This window comes from Citricoccus parietis (assembly GCF_042433045.1).
Classification (GTDB): Bacteria; Actinomycetota; Actinomycetes; order Actinomycetales; family Micrococcaceae; genus Citricoccus; species Citricoccus parietis.
The window spans coordinates 37089-55121 of record NZ_JBHLWH010000027.1 but is presented as its reverse complement, the minus strand read 5'-3'; the positions used below and the strand labels follow the sequence as shown (position 1 = coordinate 55121).

Below are 18033 nucleotides of genomic sequence, written 5' to 3'. Positions count from 1 at the left end.
ACCGGGCACTGGACGGCGGAAGGGCGGGGGCCGAGTCGTTCGCCCCGCCACCGGGAACCGGCCCTGACCGCGCCGCTCACTGCGCCCCTGACTGAAGGAAGACACCCATGTTCGAATCCGTGCAGGACCTGCTGGACGAGCACCACGAGCTCACCGAGAGACTCGCGGACCCCGCCGTGCACCAGGACCAGGCCCTGTCCCGGAAGCTGGGCCGTCGCTTCGCCGAGCTCGGTGCCATCGTCGCGGCGCACCGGGCGTGGACCCAGGCCGAAGCCGACCTGGCCGATGCCCGCGAGCTCGCCGAGGACGACGAGGAGTTCGCCGCCGAGGTGCCGGAGCTCGAGGCCACGGCGGAGCAGGCCACGGAGAAACTGCGCCGGTTGCTCATTCCCCGGGATCCGGCCGATGCGCGGGACGCCATCCTCGAGATCAAGGGCGGCGAAGGCGGCGAGGAGGCCGCCCTCTTCGCCGCGGACCTGCTGCGGATGTACGTGCGCTTCGCCGAGACCAAGGGGTGGAAGACCGAGATCCTCTCCACCACGGAGTCTGACCTCGGTGGCTACAAGGATGTCCAGGTGGCCATCAAGGGCAACTCGACCGAGCCGTCCCAGGGTGTCTTCGCGCACCTGAAGTTCGAGGGCGGCGTGCACCGCGTGCAGCGAGTCCCGGTCACCGAGTCCCAGGGCCGCATCCACACGTCAGCGGCCGGCGTGCTGGTGTTCCCCGAGGTCGACGCACCGGAGGAGGTGCAGATCTCGGCCAACGACCTCAAGATCGACGTGTACCGCTCCTCGGGTCCGGGCGGCCAGTCCGTGAACACCACCGACTCCGCGGTACGCATCACCCACCTGCCCACCGGGATCGTGGTGTCGATGCAGAACGAGAAGTCGCAGATCCAGAACCGTGAGGCCGGCATGCGTGTGCTGCGCTCGAGGATCCTGGCCCACCAGCAGGAGCAGCTCGACGCCGAGAATGCCGCCGTGCGGCATTCCCAGGTCCGGACCATGGACCGCTCCGAGCGCATCCGGACCTACAACTACCCGGAGAACCGGGTGGCGGACCACCGCACCGGATACAAGGCCTACAACCTCGACGCCGTCCTGGACGGCGACCTCGGCCCCGTCCTGCAGTCCTGCATCGAGACGGACGAGGCACACCGATTGGAGGCGTTGGGGCAGCATGACTGACACCCTGACTGACCGGCAGACTGACCGCCAGGCTGACACCGTGACGCTGGAGTCCCTGCTGCGGTCCTCCACCGAGTTGCTGGCCGCGGCCGGCGTGGACTCACCCCGCGCGGACGCCGAGCTGCTGGCCGCCCACGTCCTCGGCGTCAGCCGTGGCGAGGTGGTCGCCTGGGCCATCGCCGGACGTCGTCTGGATCCGCTCCAGTCCGTCGACCTGCGCCGGCTGTCCATCTCCCGCGCCACCCGCACGCCGCTGCAGTACCTGACCGGCACCACGACCTTCCGGTCCGTCGAGCTGCAGGTCGGACACGGCGTGTTCCTGCCCCGCCCGGAGACCGAACTGGTCGCCGGAGCGGCCATCGACGCCGCCCGGGCTGTGCGGCCCGGACCGGGCGAACAGGACGGGCACCCGCTGGTGGTCGATCTGTGCACCGGCTCCGGGGCCATCGCCGCGGCGGTGGCCACCGAGGTCCCCGGAGCCATGGTCCACGCGGTGGAGGCCGACCCCGAGGCCGCCTGGTGGGCGGCCGCCAACCTGGACCCGCGCGGTGTCGCGTTGCACGTGGGGGACGCGGCGACCGCGCTGCCGGACCTGGACGGCCGCGCCGACGTCGTGGTGTCCAATCCTCCATACGTGCCGGACGGCCGCATCCCGACCCAGGCCGAGGCGCGGCGCGATCCGGGGCTGGCCCTCTACGGCGGGGGAGCGGACGGCATGCGCCTGCCCACCGTCGTGGCGGCCACGGCCGCCCGGCTGCTGCGCCCGGGGGGAACACTGGTCATGGAACACGACGACACCCAGGGCGAGCTGGTGGCCGGCCTGCTGCGGCGGGGCGGGCTGTTCAGCGACGTCCAGACGCAGGAGGACCTCAACGGGCGGCCGCGTTATACGATCGCAGCGCGCACGGATGGGACAATGGCACGGTGAGCCTGCTGATCGACTGCACCACGGAAACCGGACTGGACGAGGCCATCGAGGCCGCCCGGACGGCACTGGCCAATCGCGAATGCGTGGTCCTGCCGACGGACACCGTCTACGGGATCGCCGCCGACGCCTTCTCCCCGCAGGCCGTGGCGGTGCTCCTGGCCGCCAAGGGCCGGGGACGGGCCATGCCGCCGCCGGTGCTCATCGGGAGCCCCCGGGTGATGGACGGCCTGGCCGTCGATGTCCCGCAGGGCGCCCGGGACCTGGCCGAGGAGTTTTGGCCGGGTGCCCTCACCCTGATCCTCCAGGCGCAGCCCTCGCTGACCTGGGACCTGGGGGAGACCCAGGGGACCGTCGCCCTGCGTGTGCCGGATGACCAGGTGGCCCGCGAGCTGCTCCAGGAGTTCGGCCCGCTGGCCGTCTCCAGTGCGAATCGCACGTCCCTCCCGGCGGCGACGACGGCCGGGGCCGCCCGCGAGATGCTCGGCGACACGGTGTCCGTCTACCTCGACGACGGCGAACGCGCCGTCTCCGAACCGTCCACCATCATCGACTGCACCGTCTCGCCCTTCCGCGTGGTGCGTCACGGGGCCCTGTCCTATGGCGAGCTGGCCGCGGTGGTTCCGGACCTGGTGGAATGAAGGTCTACCTGCTGCTGCTCGGGCTCTCCGCCGTCATCAGCTTCGTCCTGACACCGGCGGTGCGCAGGCTCGCCCTGGCCGGGGGCGTCTACACCCCGCAACGCCAACGGGACGTGCACCGCGAGCCGGTGCCCAAGCTCGGCGGGGTGGCCATGATCGCCGGCGTGCTGGTGGCGCTGGGGATCGGCGCCATGATCCCGTTCCTGGACGGTATCTTCTCCGACCCCGATCCCATCCGCGGGCTGCTGTTCGCCCTCGCCGTGGTCCTGGCGATGGGTGTGGCGGACGACCTGTGGGACCTGCACTGGACCCTCAAGCTCGCCGCCCAGGTGACGGCGGCCGCCCTGGTGGCCTTCCACGGGATCAGGGTCGAGGCCATGCCGGTCGGGTGGATCCCGGTGGGCAACGAATCGATCCAGATCGGCCTGACGATCTTCATCCTCGTGCTGACCATGAATGCCATCAACTTCGTGGACGGCCTCGATGGGCTGGCCGCCGGGATGGCCGTCATCGGGGGCTCGGCCTTCTTCATCTACACCTACCTGCTGACCCGGACCATCAACGAGTTCGACTACTCGAACCTGGCCACCCTGCTCATGGCCGTCCTCGTCGGGTCCTGCCTCGGCTTCCTCCCGCACAACTTCAACCCGGCGAAGATCTTCATGGGCGAGGTGGGCGCCATGCTCATCGGCCTGCTCCTGGCCACCGCCGCCGTGGCCGTGACCGCGGACGTGGGGGCGATGGAGGGATTCCGCTTCCGCAACGTCCCCGCCTACATGCCGATCCTGCTGCCGATCGCCGTCATGGCCCTGCCGCTGCTGGACCTGGCCCTGGCCGTGGTGCGCCGGACGGTCCGCGGGGCCAGCCCCTTCTCGGCCGACCGCGGACACCTGCACCACAAACTCGTGGACGGCGGGTGGACCCACCGGCAGGCCGTGCTGCTGCTCTACCTGTGGACCTTCCTGATCGCCTACGGGGTGGTCTCACTGAACTTCTTCGACTGGCTGATCGTCCTGCCGGTCGTCGGCGTCCTGCTGCTGGGCGCCGGATACCTGACCCTGCACCCCTGGGTGCGCCGTTCGAGGGAATCATCGAGGGAACTCCGCTCATGAAGTCGTCCATGAAGAAGCCCATGAAGACGTCCGTGAAGCGCGTCAACACCCGCGGCTGGTGGGGGATCCTCACCGCCTGCCTCATCGGCTCCGTCGCCGCACTGGCCGTGGCCGTCGTCGTTGCGTGGCTGGTCGTCGGGGGAGCGGCCGGCGGAGCCGCCGCCGCGTCGCTGGGACTGGCCGGCGCCGCCGTCGTGGTCCTCTCCGGTCTCACGCTGCTCGTGACGGCCTGGTCCTGGGACCGCTGGCGGGAACAGGCGGTGTTCATCGCCCTGTTCGGTTTCGTCCTGAAGATCATCCTGATGGCGGTGCTGCTGACCGTGGTGCCCACGCCGGCCTGGCTGGACACCATGGCCGCCGGACTCGGCGCACTCGTGGCGATTGTGGCCTGGCAGGTGACGGAGGTCCTCGTCTTCGCCCGGACCCGGCAGCAGATCTACGACGACTGACCCCATCAGCGCCCCGACGGATGGCCGGGGACGGCGAACGGACAACGCATCACGGTCTGGTCACGCTCGGATGTCGGGCCGATGACGGTGTGACTTCGACACAACGTAGAAATAAATCGTCGCAAGGCGCGAAAACCGCGCCGAATTGGACTTTTTGGTCATCAGCACCATGCCCGGTTTGATAGGCTCATCAACGATCAATAACGACGGTCGGGGCTGCGCTGTGCCGCCCGCTTGACCGCTCCGGTGGGAACGCGCCGTACGCGTCCTGTTGACCGACACTGCAGAGAGGATCAGCGTGCTACCGATCGTGCTCGCCAGCTCCACCGATGAGGGTGGATTCGTTCCTCCCACGATCGACCAGACCCACCTGCCGGACATCCTGCCCTGGATGGCCGAGTATGGCACGGGTTTCGGCAAGCAGATGCTGATGATCATCCTCTCGGTGATCCTCATCTCCGCCTTCTTCATGCTCGCCATGCGCAAGCCGGGGCTCGTCCCGGGCAAGGTGCAGTGGCTGGCCGAATCCGGCTATGCCTTCGTGCGCAACGGCATGGGCCGGGACATCATCGGCGAGAAGGAGTTCAAGCCCTTCGTCCCGCTGCTGTTCGGCCTGTTCTTCTTCGTGATCGTGAACAACCTGTTCGGGGCCGTGCCCTTCCTGCAGCTGCCGAGTTTCTCGCACGCCGGGTCGGCCTATGCACTGGCACTGATCGTCTACATCATCTGGATCGGCCTGGGCATCAAGCGCAACGGCCTCAAGTACTTCAAGCTGGCCGTGGTCCCCAGCGGTGTCCCGGGCTGGATCCTGCCGCTGCTGGTGCCGCTGGAGATCATCTCCACCTTCCTCGTCCGGCCGTTGACTCACTCCCTGCGTCTGATGGCCACCATGCTCTCCGGTCACATGATCATCATGCTGGCCGGCGCGGGTGCCCAGTTCCTGATCATGGAGACGGGCAACGTCGCCCTTCAGGCCACCGGTGTCCTCGTGGTCCTCGGCTCCGTGGCCATGTACTTCCTGGAACTGCTGATCATGTACCTGCAGGCGTTCGTCTTCACCCTGCTCACCGCGATCTACATCCAAGGGGCGCTGGCCGCCAACGACCACTGACCTTCCGGGCCCGCCATCCTTGGGTGAAGGTGGGCACGGTTCGGCGGAGTGATCCGCCACCGCAGCACGTCCCGGTACCGGCAACCGCCGGAATCCGCCGGGAACCCCCGCACAACCTGCCGTCAGGCATCTTGAAAGGAACACCATGGAAATCGAAGGCAACCTGAATCTGATCGGCTACGGCCTGGCCTCCATCGGCTCCGCCATCGGCGTGGGCCTGATCTTCGCCGCCTACATCAACGGCGTCGCCCGTCAGCCGGAAGCCCAGCGCATCCTGCAGCCCATCGCCCTGCTGGGCTTCGCCCTCGCCGAGGCCCTGGCCATCCTGGGCCTGGTCTTCGCTTTCGTCCTCTGATTCCTGCCCTTCCCGGCCGGTTCGCCGGCCATCCACAGAGCAGGAAACTTCACCAAAGGATGGTTGAAACATGATCAGGTCTGAAGCGATTCTCGCTGCAGCCGAGGGCGCCAACCCCCTCGTTCCCAACTGGTGGGAGGTGCTCGTTACCGCCGTTGGCTTTGCCGTGTTGATGTTCCTCGTGGTGAAGTACATCGCCCCGGCTCTGGAGAACTCCTACCAGAACCGCGTGGACGCCATCGAGGGCGGTCTCGAGAAGGCCGAGAAGGCCCAGGCCGAGGCCAACGCCCTCAAGGCTGACTACGAGCAGCAGCAGCAGGAGGGCTACGCCGAGGCCAACCGCGTCCGCGAGGAGGCCCGTACCGAAGGCGCCCAGATCCTGGCCGAGGCCAGGGAGAAGGCGTCCGCCGAGTCCGCTCGTCTGGTCGAGCAGGCTCAGGTCCAGATCGCCGCCGAGCGTCTGCAGGCCGAGTCCTCGCTCCGCACCGACGTCGGCGCCCTGGCCACCACCCTGGCCAGCCGCATCGTCGGCGAATCCCTGGAGGACGACGCCCGCTCGCAGCGCGTGGTGGACCGGTTCCTCGAGGACCTCGAGCGGAACTCGACCGCCGGCACCGCGTCCGGCACGGCAGGTGTGGCTGAGTAATGGCAGGTGCATCGAGCGATTCGCTGGCCACCGCCCGGCAGGAACTGGATACTGTCCTGGTCTCCGGCGGCACCCGGCTGGCTTCCGAGCTGTTCACCGCCCTGGCGGCGGTGGACTCCAGCGCCCCGTTGCGCCGCGCCCTGACCGACCCCTCGTGGTCGGTGGAGCGCCGCACCGGAGTCGTCGGCTCACTGTTCGGGTCCAAGATGTCCGAGGATGCCCTGCGGGTCCTCAACACCCTGGCCGGACTCAAGTGGTCCCGCACCCGGGACTACGGGGACTCACTCGAGCAGCTGGCCACCACGTCCGTGGCGGCTTCAGCCGAACGGGACGGGCTGGACGGACTCGGACGGCTGTCCGACGAGCTGTTGTCCTTCAACCGTGCGGTCCAGGAATCCCACGATCTCCAGCGTGCACTGACGGATCCGCAGGCTCCCGCCACGGCCAAGGGCAACCTGGCTGAGCGGCTCCTGGGCAACGGTTCTGCCGAGGCCAAGCTCCTGGTCCGCCAGGCGGTGGAAGCCCCGCGGGGCCACAAGCCCGTGGACCTCATCCGCGGCTTCGTGGACACCGTGGCGGAGCGCCAGCGGCTGTGGATCGCCGAAGTCACCGTGGCCCGCCCTTTGGCCCCGGCTCAGCAGGAGCGGCTTGCCGCTGCCTTGAAGCGCCTCTTTGGCCGCGACCTGAAGTTGGACGTGGCCGTCGACCCCGAGCTGGTGGGTGGCATCCGGGTCCAGGTGGGAGACGACGTCGTCGACTCCTCCCTGCAGTCCCGACTGCACGACCTCCAGCGGAAGATGGCCGGCTGAGGCCGGTCTGACGAACCCACAAGACACCTTCGGTCATCGGCATGTCGATGATCACCAACCCCAGAGAGCAGGGAACGCAGATGGCCGACTTGACCATCAACGCTGACGATGTTCGCAATGCCCTGAATGAGTTCGCGGCATCCTACGAACCGGCCGGCACCGAACGTGTGGAGGTCGGCCACGTCGTCTCCGCCGCAGACGGCATTGCCCGTGTGGAGGGTCTTCCCTCCGTCATGGCCAACGAGCTGCTGCGCTTTGAGGACGGAACCCTGGGCCTGGCCCAGAACCTCGACACCCGTGAGATCGGCGTCGTCGTGCTCGGCGACTTCCAGGGCGTCGAAGAGGGCCAGGAGGTCCAGCGCACCGGCGAGGTCCTCTCCGTGCCGGTGGGCGACGCCTTCCTCGGCCGCGTGGTGGACCCGCTGGGTGCACCCCTGGACGACATGGGCCCGATCGAGGCCGAGGCGCGCCGCGCCATGGAGCTCCAGGCACCGGGCGTCACGCAACGCAAGTCCGTTGAGGAACCGCTGCAGACCGGCATGAAGTCCATCGACGCCATGATCCCGATCGGCCGCGGCCAGCGCCAGCTGATCATCGGTGACCGCCAGACCGGCAAGACCGCCATCGGCATCGACACCATCCTGAACCAGAAGGACAACTGGGAGTCGGGCGATCCGTCGAAGCAGGTGCGCTGCATCTACGTCGCCGTCGGCCAGAAGGCCTCGACGATCGCCTCCGTGCGCCAGACGCTCGAGGAGCACGGCGCCCTGGAGTACACCACCATCGTGGCGTCCCCTGCCTCCGACCCGGCCGGCTTCAAGTACCTGGCGCCCTACGCCGGTTCGGCCATCGGCCAGCACTGGATGTACGGCGGCAAGCACGTCCTGATCATCTTCGATGACCTCTCCAAGCAGGCCGAGGCCTACCGTGCGGTCTCCCTGCTGCTGCGCCGCCCGCCGGGCCGCGAGGCCTACCCCGGCGACGTGTTCTACCTGCACTCCCGCCTGCTGGAGCGGTGTGCCAAGCTGTCCGACGAACTGGGCGGCGGTTCCATGACCGGCCTGCCGATCGTCGAGACCAAGGCCAACGACGTCTCGGCCTACATCCCGACCAACGTCATCTCGATCACCGACGGGCAGATCTTCCTGCAGTCGGACCTGTTCAACGCCAACCAGCGTCCGGCCGTCGACGTGGGCATCTCGGTGTCCCGCGTGGGTGGCGCGGCCCAGGTCAAGGCCATGAAGAAGGTCTCGGGCACCCTGAAGCTGGACCTGGCCCAGTACCGCGACCAGCAGGCGTTCGCCATGTTCGCCTCCGACCTGGATCCGGCCACCCGCCGCCAGCTGGCCCGGGGTGAGCGACTGACCGAGCTGCTCAAGCAGCCGCAGTACACGCCGTACCCGGTCGAGGAGCAGGTCGTCTCCATCTGGACCGGTTCCAACGGACACCTGGACGAGGTCCCGGTGGAGGACGTGCTGCGCTTCGAGCGTGACTTCCTGGACCACCTGCGTCGCAAGGAGGTCGTGCTCGGCCCGATCCGCGAGACCGGCAAGCTGGAGGACTCCACCCTCGAGGCGCTCAAGACCGAGGTCGAGGCGTTCAAGAAGGGCTTCTTCGGGGAGGGCGACAGCAGGCTCGTCGCCGCCGGCCACGAGGAGCACGAGCCGCTGGCGGCCGATCAGGTCACCCAGGAAAAGATCGTCAAGCAGAAGCGCTGACCCGTTGTGCCGATGGCGGTCCCGTCCGGTCCTTCCACCAGGAATGACCGGACGGGCGCCGGAGGCGGACGCGTAAGGAAAGGACCACTATGGGAGCCCAGATCCGGGTCTACCGCCAGAAGATCGCCTCGACGCAGTCGATGCAGAAGATCTTCAAGGCGATGGAGCTGATCGCCACGTCCCGCATCGGCAAGGCACGTGAGCGCGTGTCCGCGTCGCTGCCGTACGCCAACGCGATCACCCGCGCCGTGTCCGCCGTGTCATCGCAGCAGGACATCGAACATGTGCTGACGTCCGAGGTCGAGAACCCGAAGCGCGCTGCCGTGCTGGTCCTCTCCTCGGACCGTGGCATGGCCGGCGCCTACTCGGCGAACATCCTGCGCCATGCGGAGGAGCTGCTCGAGTCCCTGCACGCCGAGGGCAAGGAGACGGACATCTACCTTGTGGGCCGCAAGGCGCAGGGGTACTTCGACTTCCGCAACCGCGAGTACCAGGAGTTCTGGACCGGCAACACCGATGCCCCGGAGTTCCTGCGGGCCCGTGAGATCGGAGAGCGCCTCGTCGACTCGTTCCTGGAGGACACGGAAGCCGGTGGCGTGGACGAGATCCACGTCGTCTACACCGCCTTCCACTCGCTGGTCACCCAGGTGCCGACCGTCGTCCGTCTGCTGCCCCTCGAGGTGGTGGAGGAAGAGGTCAGCGACTCCACGGAGCTGTACCCGCTCTACGAGTACGAACCGGCCCCGGAGGACGTCCTGGACGCCCTGCTGCCGAAGTACATCGAGTCCCGGATCTTCTCGGCCATGCTCCAGGCGTCGGCATCCGAACTGGCCAACCGCCAGCGCGCGATGAAGTCGGCCGGGGACAACGCCAAGGATCTGGTCACCGAGTACACCCTGAAGATGAACAACGCCCGCCAGGCCGAGATCACCCAGGAACTGACCGAGCTGATCGCCGGTGCGGACGCGCTCAGCGCATCCTGACCGGGCACCGGCTCATCACCCGACGAGCCACCTGACTGCCAACTGACTGTCAACTGACTGTCAACCTCCAGCCACACCAAAGAAGTGAGAGAGATGACTGCCACCACGAACGAACAGGGCACCGGTACCGCCACCGGTGGCGCCACTGGCCGCATCGCCCGCGTGATCGGGCCGGTGATCGACGCTGAGTTCCCCGCCGACGCCATGCCGGGCCTGTACAACGCCCTGACCGCCGAGCTCACCGTCAACGGCGAGACCAGCACCATCACCTTCGAGACCGCGCAGCACCTGGGTGACAACCTGGTCCGCGCCATCTCCCTGCAGGCCACCGACGGCCTGGTCCGCGGCGCGTCCGTGGTCGATTCTGGCGCCCCGATCTCCGTGCCCGTCGGTGAGGTCGTCAAGGGACACATCTTCAACGTCCTCGGCGAGTCCCTCGACGTGCCGACCTCGCAGCTCGAGGTCACCGAGCGCTGGCCCATCCACCGTCCGGCTCCGAACTTCGCCTCCCTCGAGGGCTCCACGGAGATGCTCGAGACCGGCATCAAGGTCATCGACCTGCTGACCCCGTACATCAAGGGGGGCAAGATCGGCCTGTTCGGCGGCGCCGGCGTGGGCAAGACCGTGCTCATCCAGGAGATGATCACGCGTGTGGCCCGCAACTTCGGCGGCACCTCGGTGTTCGCCGGTGTCGGTGAGCGCACCCGTGAGGGCAACGACCTCTGGGTGGAGATGGAAGAGGCCAACGTCCTCAAGGACACCGCCCTCGTGTTCGGCCAGATGGATGAGCCGCCGGGAACGCGTCTGCGCGTCGCCCTGTCGGCCCTGACGATGGCGGAGTACTTCCGTGACGAGATGAACCAGGACGTGCTGTTGTTCATCGACAACATCTTCCGGTTCTCCCAGGCCGGTTCCGAGGTCTCCACGCTGCTGGGCCGCATGCCCTCGGCCGTGGGCTACCAGCCGAACCTCGCCGATGAGATGGGCGTGCTGCAGGAGCGGATCACCTCCACCCGCGGTCACTCCATCACCTCGATGCAGGCCGTCTACGTGCCTGCAGACGACTACACCGACCCGGCGCCGGCCAACGTGTTCGCGCACCTGGACGCCACCACGAACCTGACCCGTACCCTGGCCTCCCGTGGCCTGTACCCGGCCGTGGACCCGCTGGCATCGACCTCCCGCATCCTCGACCCGCAGTACGTGGGCCAGGATCACTACGATGCCGCCACCCGCGTCAAGCAGATCCTGCAGAAGAACAAGGAACTGCAGGACATCATCGCGATCCTCGGTGTGGACGAGCTCTCCGAAGAGGACAAGATCGTCGTCTCGCGTGCCCGCCGCATCGAGCAGTTCCTGTCCCAGAACACCTACACCGCCAAGCAGTTCACCGGTGTCGAGGGTTCGACCGTGCCGATCAAGGACACCGTGGAGGGCTTCACCGCCATCGCCAACGGCGACCTTGACCACATCTCCGAGCAGGCGTTCTACAACGTCGGCGGGCTGGATGACGTCGAGCGCAACTGGGCCAAGATCCAGTCGGAGAACTGATCCGCATGGCTGAGCACGAACTCGAAGTCGAGATCGTCGCCGAGGACCGCTTCGTGTGGTCCGGACCGGCGCAGTCGGTCAGCGCCCGGACCGCAGAGGGCGAGATCGGCATCCTGCCGGGGCACACCCCGCTGCTGGCCGTGCTGGGCGACGGCGACGTCGTGGTCCAGCAGACCAACGGGCAGACCCTCACGGCACATGCCGAGGGCGGGTTCTTCTCCGTGGACAACGATCGCGTCGTGATCGTGGCCGGGGCAGCGAGCCTTGAGGGTGAATCCGCCGGCCAGGGCGCAGCCTGAGGTGACGCCTGGGTGGTCCGCGCTGATCGCAGCGGTGCTGGCTGCCCTGGTGGCGGCCGTCCTGGTCGTCGCCTTCATGGTCTACTGGCGCTGGCGCACCCTGGTGCGCACCCCCGGGACCTTCACCGCCCGCATCCGCGGAGCGGGTGAGGGCACCGGGGGTGTCCGCGTCATCGGGCGGTACGACGAATCCGGTCTTGACCTCATGACGGTGGCCTCGGTGGATCCGCGGCCCCGCTGGTCTGCTGCCCGCCACCTGTTGCGGCTGCAGCGTGAGGGGTCGGTCCGCCAGGACGGCTCCGTGGTGGTGCGTGTGGACGGCGGGCCGGCCCCGGTCGACCTGGTCATCCAGGCAGACGCCTGTGCCGGCCTCTCGGCCTGGATCGAATCGGGTCCGGCCGTGGGCTTCGGCACCTGGCGGGAGCTCCCGCCGCGGGGCTACCGGCGCAGGGCCCATTAGGACACCTCACGCGGTCCATCAGACGACATCAGCATCTCATCAGGCACCCCGGCATCGCCGGGGTGCCTGTCGCTTCAAGGGGCACCGTCAACACCCGGCGCACCCGGAGGGACGACGACGGCCGGCGGGCCGGGCGCGATCGTCCCGTTCTCGGCGTCCCAGTCCCACTCGACCCACCCCGAAGCGCGGCGTGCGGGGGGCAGGGTGAGGGCCGGCGTCGTGCTCACGGCGGGGACCGCGAGTTCCGGTGGAACACCCCACGCGAGCAGGTGCCTCAGCGCACCGTCCAGGACCGCGGCTCCGGAGGCCAGGGTCGAGCGACCCGCCAGCCGGGGTGCGGCGGTGCTCAGGTTCCCGGTGTTGCTGTTGTTGCCAGTGGTCTCGATGGCGACCGCGCCCAGCGCGTAGGTGCCTGCGGGCGCGTCGGTGGCCGCGGAGGCGTCTGAGACCACGCAGACGGCCGCCGGGGCGAGGCGCAGGACGTCCAGGATGACGCCGGGGTCCACATGGAGGCCGTCAGCCACCAGCTCGACGCGGAGGTCCCCGCGGGCCGCAGCGCGCAGGGCGGCCGGAACCGGTCCCGGGGCGCGGTGGTGGAATCCGGGCATGGCGTTGAACAGGTGGGTCACGGCGGGGCGCCGGTGCCGGCCCGTGCCGCCCAGGCCAAGACCCAGCGTCTGCATCCCGGTCCACCGCTGCAGTGCCGTGGTGAACTCGGCCTCCGTGGAGTCCGTGTGCCCGGGGGAGGGCAGGATGCCCGCGGCGAACAGGGTGCGCTCCACGCACTCGGCGCCCTCGAGTTCGGGGGCATAGGTCATGGCGACGATCGCTTGGGCGTCCGGGCCGCCGTGGTCGGGGCGCCCGGCCTGCACCAGGGACTCCAGCAGCCGGCGTGACCGGTCCGAGCCTGGCTCCAGGACGTCCTCGGCGGATTGGGCCCCGCAGCGGTGGCGGGACAGGAACGGCCCCTCCAGGTGGAGGCCTGCCAGGGTGCCTTCCCAGACCAGCGGGGCGAGTCGTCGGACGGCGGCCAGCAGGTCCGGGGCGGGCAGGGTGGGGAGGGAGGCCACCACGCGGGTCACGCCCCTCAGGGACAGCTCTCGGAGTGTGTCTCGGACGTGGTGCACGGGCGCCGTGGCGAAGTCCACGCCGGCCAGTCCATGGCAGTGCTGGTCGACGAGTCCGGGTGTGATGAGACGGCCCGTCCGTGGTCCGGAAGCGGGGCCGGGTTGGACAGCCGGATCAGAGGCCGGGTCAGAAGAGCCGGGACTCGGCATCGTCCACGCCGCGCATGGCGTCGTAGTCCAGGGTGAGGCAGCGGATGCCCCGGTCCTCGGCCAGGGTGCGGGCCTGGGGCTTGATCTGTTGTGCGGCGTAGACGCCCCGGACCGGGGCCAGCAACGGATCGCGGTTCATCAGTTCCAGGTAGCGGGTGAGCTGCTCCACGCCGTCAATGTCCCCGCGGCGCTTGAGCTCCACGGCCACCGAGCCGCCGGTGGCGTCCCGCGCGAGGATGTCCACGGGCCCGATGGCGGTCATGTACTCGCGGCGCACCAGGGTGTGACCGTCTCCGAGCAGCTCGATCTGCTCGGCCAACAGTCGTTGCAGGTCAGACTCGACGCCGTCCTTGACCAGGCCCGGATCAACGCCGAGCTCATGGGAGGAGTCGTGCAGGATCTCGAAGAGGTGCACGATCAGCCGGTCGTCCGACTTCGTGGCCTGCACCGTCCAGACCTGGACCACGCCCTCGGCGGCCAGCTCCTCGGTGGGTTCGGCTGTGCGCAGGGTCGCCGGCGGGCTCATCCAGTTCAGCGGCTTGTAGGAGCCGCCGTCCGAATGCACCAGCACGGAGCCGTCGGCCTTGACCAGCAGCAGGCGGGTCGCCTGCGGCAGGTGGGCGCGCAGACGCCCCTCGTAGTTGACGGAACACCGGGCTATTACCAAACGCACAAAGGGAGTCTAGCGGTTGGGGGGACGGGGCCGTGAAAGGTCCGTCCGTGCAGGAGTGGGCTGTGGAAAGATGGTGGCGTGCCACGCTCGAACCGCCCCCGCCGCTCCGGGCCCTCCCGGCGCCGGGCGTCGGCCCCCGGTCGGCAGGACCGGATGGATGCCCTCCTGGGCCTGGATCCCGGGTACCGGCAGGAGCAGGGGCACGACGGCGGCTGGCATGTCCGCCAGATCGCCGCCTGGCGCGCGGTGAAGGACTACACCTGCCCCGGTTGCGGCCGGACGATTCCGCCCGGCATGGCTCACCTGGTGGCCTGGCGCAGCGATTCGATCTTCGGTGACGAGGCGGCCGGTGCGGACCGGCGTCACTGGCACCAGGCCTGCTGGTCCAATCGCCGGCAGGACGGGCTCTACTGACGGGTTCTACTGACGGGATCTCCTACTTGCCTGTCTAGATCCGGTCCTGCCGGGGGATCAGCACTTCCTTGACCACCAGCATGATGGCCGCCGCGAGCGGGATGGCCATCAGGGCGCCCAGCACCCCGAGGAGGGCGGCCCCGGCGATCACGGCGATCACGGCGACGGAACCCGGCACGGCCACGGCCTTGCTCATCACCCGCGGGGAGACGAAGTAGGCCTCGACCTGGAGGTAGATGAAGTAGATCGCGGCGAAGATCAGGGCGGGTTGCCATCCGCCGGTCAGGGCCACGAGGGTCAGGATGATGCCGCCGGTCATCGCGCCCACGAGGGGGATGAAGGCCATCAGCCCGGCGAAGAAGGCCAGGAGCGCCCCGAAGGGGATCCCGGCGATGGAGATGGCGATGAAGGCGATCAGTCCGTTGAGACCCGCCACGACCGACTGACCGATGACGTAGTGGCCCACGGAGGAGGTGATCTCCTCGCCGAGGTACTCCACCCGAGGGCGCCGGGTGCTCGGGGCCAGTCGGTAGGCCCAGAACTTCATGGCCGGCAGGGTGGCGAGGAAGTACAGGGTCAGGACCAGCACGATCAGCACGGAGAACCCGGTGTTGACGATGGCGGTGCCCACCCCGAAGAGACCACCGAAGACGGCCGTGACGTTGGACGAGTCGCCGATGAACTTCTCCAGCTCCGTCACCGCGATGTCCCGGATGCCGAACTGGCTGTCTAAGTCGTGGAAGAACTGTGACTCGAGGAAGTCGGAGACCATGGCCGGCAGGTTGTTGACGAAGGCCGTGGTCTGTTCCACCACCGTGGGGATGAGCAGGGAGAAGAAGAGCGTCAGGATCGCCGCCAGCAGCAGTACGGCCGCAGCCACGCCCACCCCCCGGGGAGCACCCCACGACTCGATGCGCCGGACCACCGGGTCCAGCCCGAGGGAGATGAACAGGGCCGCGCCGATCCACACGAGCAATTGGGTGTTGGCGGAGATGATCCCGTACAGCAGGAAGGCCAGGCCCACGCCGAACGTGAACAGGAAGCCGGTCTGGACCGGATGGGCCCACTGGACCAGCCGGACTCGGTGGGACGGGTCGGCGGCGTCGGCAGCACGGACTGCGGGTCCCGTACTCGCCTCGATCTCCGCTGCGGAGGGTGACGTGGCCGCCGGCCGGAGCTCGAATCGGGGTCGGGGCCGTGCGCCGGGCAACCGGCGCGCGGCCCACCACCGCCGGAGGAGGCCGGAGCGCGGCGCGGCAGCTGCGGCGTCAGCAGCGTCAGCGGCCGCGGGGGTACCGGAGGCGGTCCCGGACGGGTTGCCGGAAGCAGCCTCGGGGACGGGATCGGAAGCCGCGTGGGGGGTGTCGTGGTCCTGCACAAGCCACAGATTACGTCACCGGCCGGAGTCCCGTGGCGACCTGCGTCGTTATCATTTGGTGACCTTCTCGGTATACTGGGTCGTTGAGGTGCGCCAGGGTCCTGACCACACCACAGCCCCACATACACCACAGCCCCCGAACCACCCCCGAACCACAGACAGGTAGACCGCGTGCGAGTTGTTTCCGGAGTAGTAGCCCTGATATTGGGCCTTGCCGCCATTTTCGGCGCCGTCGGCCTGCAGACGATCTGGGCCCCTCCGGCGACTCTGACGGCCACGACGGACCAGTCGTCCGTCGATGCTGCGCCGGAGGCTCCCCTGACCGTCATCACCGGTGGCATCAACGAGGTCGCGGAAGACCCGGTGGATTACACGCTCACCGGTGACGGCGACTACACGGTCATGCTCGGCCAGACCCGGGACATCGAGGCGTGGATCGGCGACGCCGCCCACAACACCGTCACCGGCGTCGAGACCGAGGTGCCGAACGGCCAGGACCCGCGGGTCGTGGTGGAGCACACCGAGGGAGAGGCCACGGTTCCCGACCCCGCGGGTTCCGATCTGTGGGTGGACACCCAGGAGGCCAGCGGCACGATCGACCAGCGGTGGTCCGTGCCGTCCGAGGGGGACTGGTCCCTGTTGGTCGCCGCCGACGGCACCGAACCCGCACCGGCCGAGATGACGGTGAGCTGGACCAACCCCCTCGGCGACAGCCCGTGGATCGTCCCGCTGGCCATCATCGGCGGCCTGCTGGCCCTCGCCGGACTCGGTCTGCTGGTGTGGGCGCTCGTGATCCGTCGCCGTACGGCTCCGGGCAACACTGGAAACCACCACCCCCACGATCACCACGACGGCGGCACCAGCGCTGGCTCGCCGGACGTGCGAGGAGAGTCGGCCCCGACCACGCCGCCCACCGACGGCACCGGCCAGGTTTCCCGAACGCAGTCTCCCCGCACACAACCTCCCCGTGCCCGGCTCGCCGGCCTCCTGGCCGGAGGCCTGGCGCTGGCGGGTGTCCTCGGCGTGGGCCCGGCGACCGCGCAGGGCACCCAGAGTGCTCCGGCCAGCGACGCGCCCCAGGCCACGGACCAGGCGTCGGCTGAGGAGGGCGACCAGTACCCGATCCTGACCGACAGCCAGTTGGAGCGCATCCTCAGCCAGATCGAGTCGGTCGTGGCCGAGGGGGATGAGGAGCAGGATCCCGACGTCCTCAAGCCCCGCGTGGCCGACCCCCAACTGTCCATGCGGGGTGCCAACTACGCCAATGTCCAGGTCTCGGACGACGTGCGGGCGGCAGAGCCGGTGGCGGCCGCACCCATCCGGTCCGTGCTGGCGCCCGCCGATCCTGCGTTCCCCCGAACGGTCACCGTGGTGACCCAGGGCGAGGCCAACGCCACCCCGCAACTGCTGGTGCTGCGGCAGGATTCGGCGCGGGCGCAGTACCGGCTGGTGACCGCCGCATCCATGATCCCCGCGGCCAGGCTGCCGGCCAGCGACCTGTCCAACACCGAGGTCGAGATGGTGGCGGAGGATGACGGCAGTGGTCTGGTCATGTCGCCCGCCTCTGCCGTGGACGGGCTGGCTCGGTACCTGAATGTGCCGGACCACTCGTTCGGTGACCAGTTCGCGCACAACAGCATGGTGGACGGCATCCACGACTACCAGGCCAGCATTGAGGAGGAGGCGCCGGATGCCCGCCTGTCCCTCCTCCGTGAGTCCGTTCCGGAGACGACGACCACGATGCGGTTGGCCGACGGCTCCGCCCTGGTGCTCGGTCTCCTGGACGCCCGGATGACCATCGCCCCGCGCGAGGAGGGAGCCACGGTGATGGTGGACGAGGTGGCTGCCGCCCTGGCGGGCGAGGACAGCACTGAAAGCGACTCGCCGGTGGAGATGACGTACCGTGAGGTGGTGGCCCTGCGCATCCCGGCCGAGGGTGCCACCGGAGACGAGGCCAAGGTCTCCATGGTGGCCCTGACAGACGAGTTGCAGGCCGTCACCTACGAGTGACGGACGGCCCCGACTCAACTCTTAGTTCAGCTCTC

At 68.9% G+C, this 18033-nt stretch carries 19 protein-coding genes; 16 read left to right on the top strand and 3 right to left on the bottom strand.

Annotated elements, in window-relative coordinates; all coding sequences use genetic code 11:
- The first annotated feature begins 107 nt into the window (after positions 1–107).
- From prfA to ACFFIO_RS09280, 14 genes are all read left to right on the top strand, one after another.
- Complete coding sequence (gene prfA, locus ACFFIO_RS09345; RefSeq protein WP_378041298.1) at positions 108–1187, top strand: peptide chain release factor 1; 1080 nt, start codon at positions 108–110, stop codon at positions 1185–1187.
- Positions 1180–2115 carry a peptide chain release factor N(5)-glutamine methyltransferase gene (gene prmC / locus ACFFIO_RS09340; RefSeq protein WP_378041297.1) on the top strand — a complete coding sequence of 312 codons (936 nt, stop codon included), beginning with the start codon at positions 1180–1182 and terminating at the stop codon, positions 2113–2115. The genes prfA and prmC overlap by 8 nt, the downstream gene beginning before the upstream one ends.
- The gene (locus tag ACFFIO_RS09335) at positions 2112–2753 is read left to right on the top strand and encodes an L-threonylcarbamoyladenylate synthase (RefSeq protein WP_378041296.1); all 642 of its coding nucleotides are present in this window, start codon (positions 2112–2114) and stop codon (positions 2751–2753) included. Before prmC ends, ACFFIO_RS09335 begins: the two co-directional genes overlap by 4 nt.
- Positions 2750–3865 carry an MraY family glycosyltransferase gene (locus ACFFIO_RS09330; protein ID WP_378041295.1) on the top strand — a complete coding sequence of 372 codons (1116 nt, stop codon included), beginning with the start codon at positions 2750–2752 and terminating at the stop codon, positions 3863–3865. Before ACFFIO_RS09335 ends, ACFFIO_RS09330 begins: the two co-directional genes overlap by 4 nt.
- The gene (locus tag ACFFIO_RS09325) at positions 3862–4314 is read left to right on the top strand and encodes a hypothetical protein (protein WP_378041294.1); all 453 of its coding nucleotides are present in this window, start codon (positions 3862–3864) and stop codon (positions 4312–4314) included. Before ACFFIO_RS09330 ends, ACFFIO_RS09325 begins: the two co-directional genes overlap by 4 nt.
- A 298-nt stretch (positions 4315–4612) precedes the next feature.
- The gene (gene atpB, locus ACFFIO_RS09320) at positions 4613–5425 is read left to right on the top strand and encodes a F0F1 ATP synthase subunit A (protein WP_378041571.1); all 813 of its coding nucleotides are present in this window, start codon (positions 4613–4615) and stop codon (positions 5423–5425) included.
- 145 nt (positions 5426–5570) lie between these two features.
- Positions 5571–5780, top strand: coding sequence for an ATP synthase subunit C-like protein (locus ACFFIO_RS09315; RefSeq protein WP_313817306.1), 210 nt, complete (start codon positions 5571–5573; stop codon positions 5778–5780).
- Between the two features lie 70 nt (positions 5781–5850).
- Positions 5851–6426 carry a F0F1 ATP synthase subunit B gene (locus ACFFIO_RS09310; protein WP_378041293.1) on the top strand — a complete coding sequence of 192 codons (576 nt, stop codon included), beginning with the start codon at positions 5851–5853 and terminating at the stop codon, positions 6424–6426.
- On the top strand, positions 6426–7235 hold the full coding sequence (locus ACFFIO_RS09305) for a F0F1 ATP synthase subunit delta (RefSeq protein WP_378041292.1): 810 nt from the start codon (positions 6426–6428) through the stop codon (positions 7233–7235). The genes ACFFIO_RS09310 and ACFFIO_RS09305 overlap by 1 nt, the downstream gene beginning before the upstream one ends.
- An 80-nt stretch (positions 7236–7315) precedes the next feature.
- Positions 7316–8953, top strand: a complete 1638-nt coding sequence (atpA, locus tag ACFFIO_RS09300) for a F0F1 ATP synthase subunit alpha (RefSeq protein ID WP_378041291.1) — start codon at positions 7316–7318, stop codon at positions 8951–8953.
- An 89-nt stretch (positions 8954–9042) separates the two neighbouring features.
- Positions 9043–9936 (top strand): F0F1 ATP synthase subunit gamma, encoded by an 894-nt coding sequence (locus ACFFIO_RS09295; RefSeq protein WP_378041290.1) that lies wholly within the window; start codon positions 9043–9045, stop codon positions 9934–9936.
- A 93-nt stretch (positions 9937–10029) separates the two neighbouring features.
- Positions 10030–11487, top strand: coding sequence for a F0F1 ATP synthase subunit beta (gene atpD, locus ACFFIO_RS09290; protein WP_378041289.1), 1458 nt, complete (start codon positions 10030–10032; stop codon positions 11485–11487).
- A gap of 5 nt (positions 11488–11492) precedes the next feature.
- Positions 11493–11786 carry a F0F1 ATP synthase subunit epsilon gene (locus ACFFIO_RS09285; protein ID WP_378041288.1) on the top strand — a complete coding sequence of 98 codons (294 nt, stop codon included), beginning with the start codon at positions 11493–11495 and terminating at the stop codon, positions 11784–11786.
- 1 nt (position 11787) lies between these two features.
- Positions 11788–12246 (top strand): DUF2550 family protein, encoded by a 459-nt coding sequence (locus tag ACFFIO_RS09280; RefSeq protein ID WP_378041287.1) that lies wholly within the window; start codon positions 11788–11790, stop codon positions 12244–12246.
- A gap of 74 nt (positions 12247–12320) precedes the next feature.
- Here ACFFIO_RS09280 and ACFFIO_RS09275 read toward each other — a convergent pair whose 3' ends face one another.
- Both ACFFIO_RS09275 and nucS read right to left on the bottom strand, forming a co-directional pair.
- Entirely contained in the window at positions 12321–13394 is a 1074-nt protein-coding gene (locus tag ACFFIO_RS09275) for an N-acetylglucosamine-6-phosphate deacetylase (protein WP_378041286.1), read from the bottom strand.
- Positions 13395–13500: 106 nt separating this feature from the next.
- Entirely contained in the window at positions 13501–14196 is a 696-nt protein-coding gene (gene nucS, locus ACFFIO_RS09270) for an endonuclease NucS (protein WP_366219082.1), read from the bottom strand.
- A gap of 78 nt (positions 14197–14274) precedes the next feature.
- Between nucS and ACFFIO_RS09265 the strand changes: the two genes are divergently transcribed.
- The gene (locus tag ACFFIO_RS09265) at positions 14275–14610 is read left to right on the top strand and encodes an Rv1322 family protein (RefSeq protein WP_378041285.1); all 336 of its coding nucleotides are present in this window, start codon (positions 14275–14277) and stop codon (positions 14608–14610) included.
- Positions 14611–14644: 34 nt separating this feature from the next.
- Here the strand turns inward: ACFFIO_RS09265 and ACFFIO_RS09260 are convergent, their stop codons facing one another.
- Positions 14645–15988 carry an AI-2E family transporter gene (locus tag ACFFIO_RS09260; RefSeq protein WP_378041284.1) on the bottom strand — a complete coding sequence of 448 codons (1344 nt, stop codon included), beginning with the start codon at positions 15986–15988 and terminating at the stop codon, positions 14645–14647.
- 171 nt (positions 15989–16159) lie between these two features.
- Here ACFFIO_RS09260 and ACFFIO_RS09255 point away from each other — a divergent pair, with 171 nt between their 5' ends.
- Positions 16160–17998 (top strand): DUF8094 domain-containing protein, encoded by a 1839-nt coding sequence (locus ACFFIO_RS09255; protein WP_378041283.1) that lies wholly within the window; start codon positions 16160–16162, stop codon positions 17996–17998.
- The last annotated feature ends 35 nt before the right edge of the window (positions 17999–18033 follow it).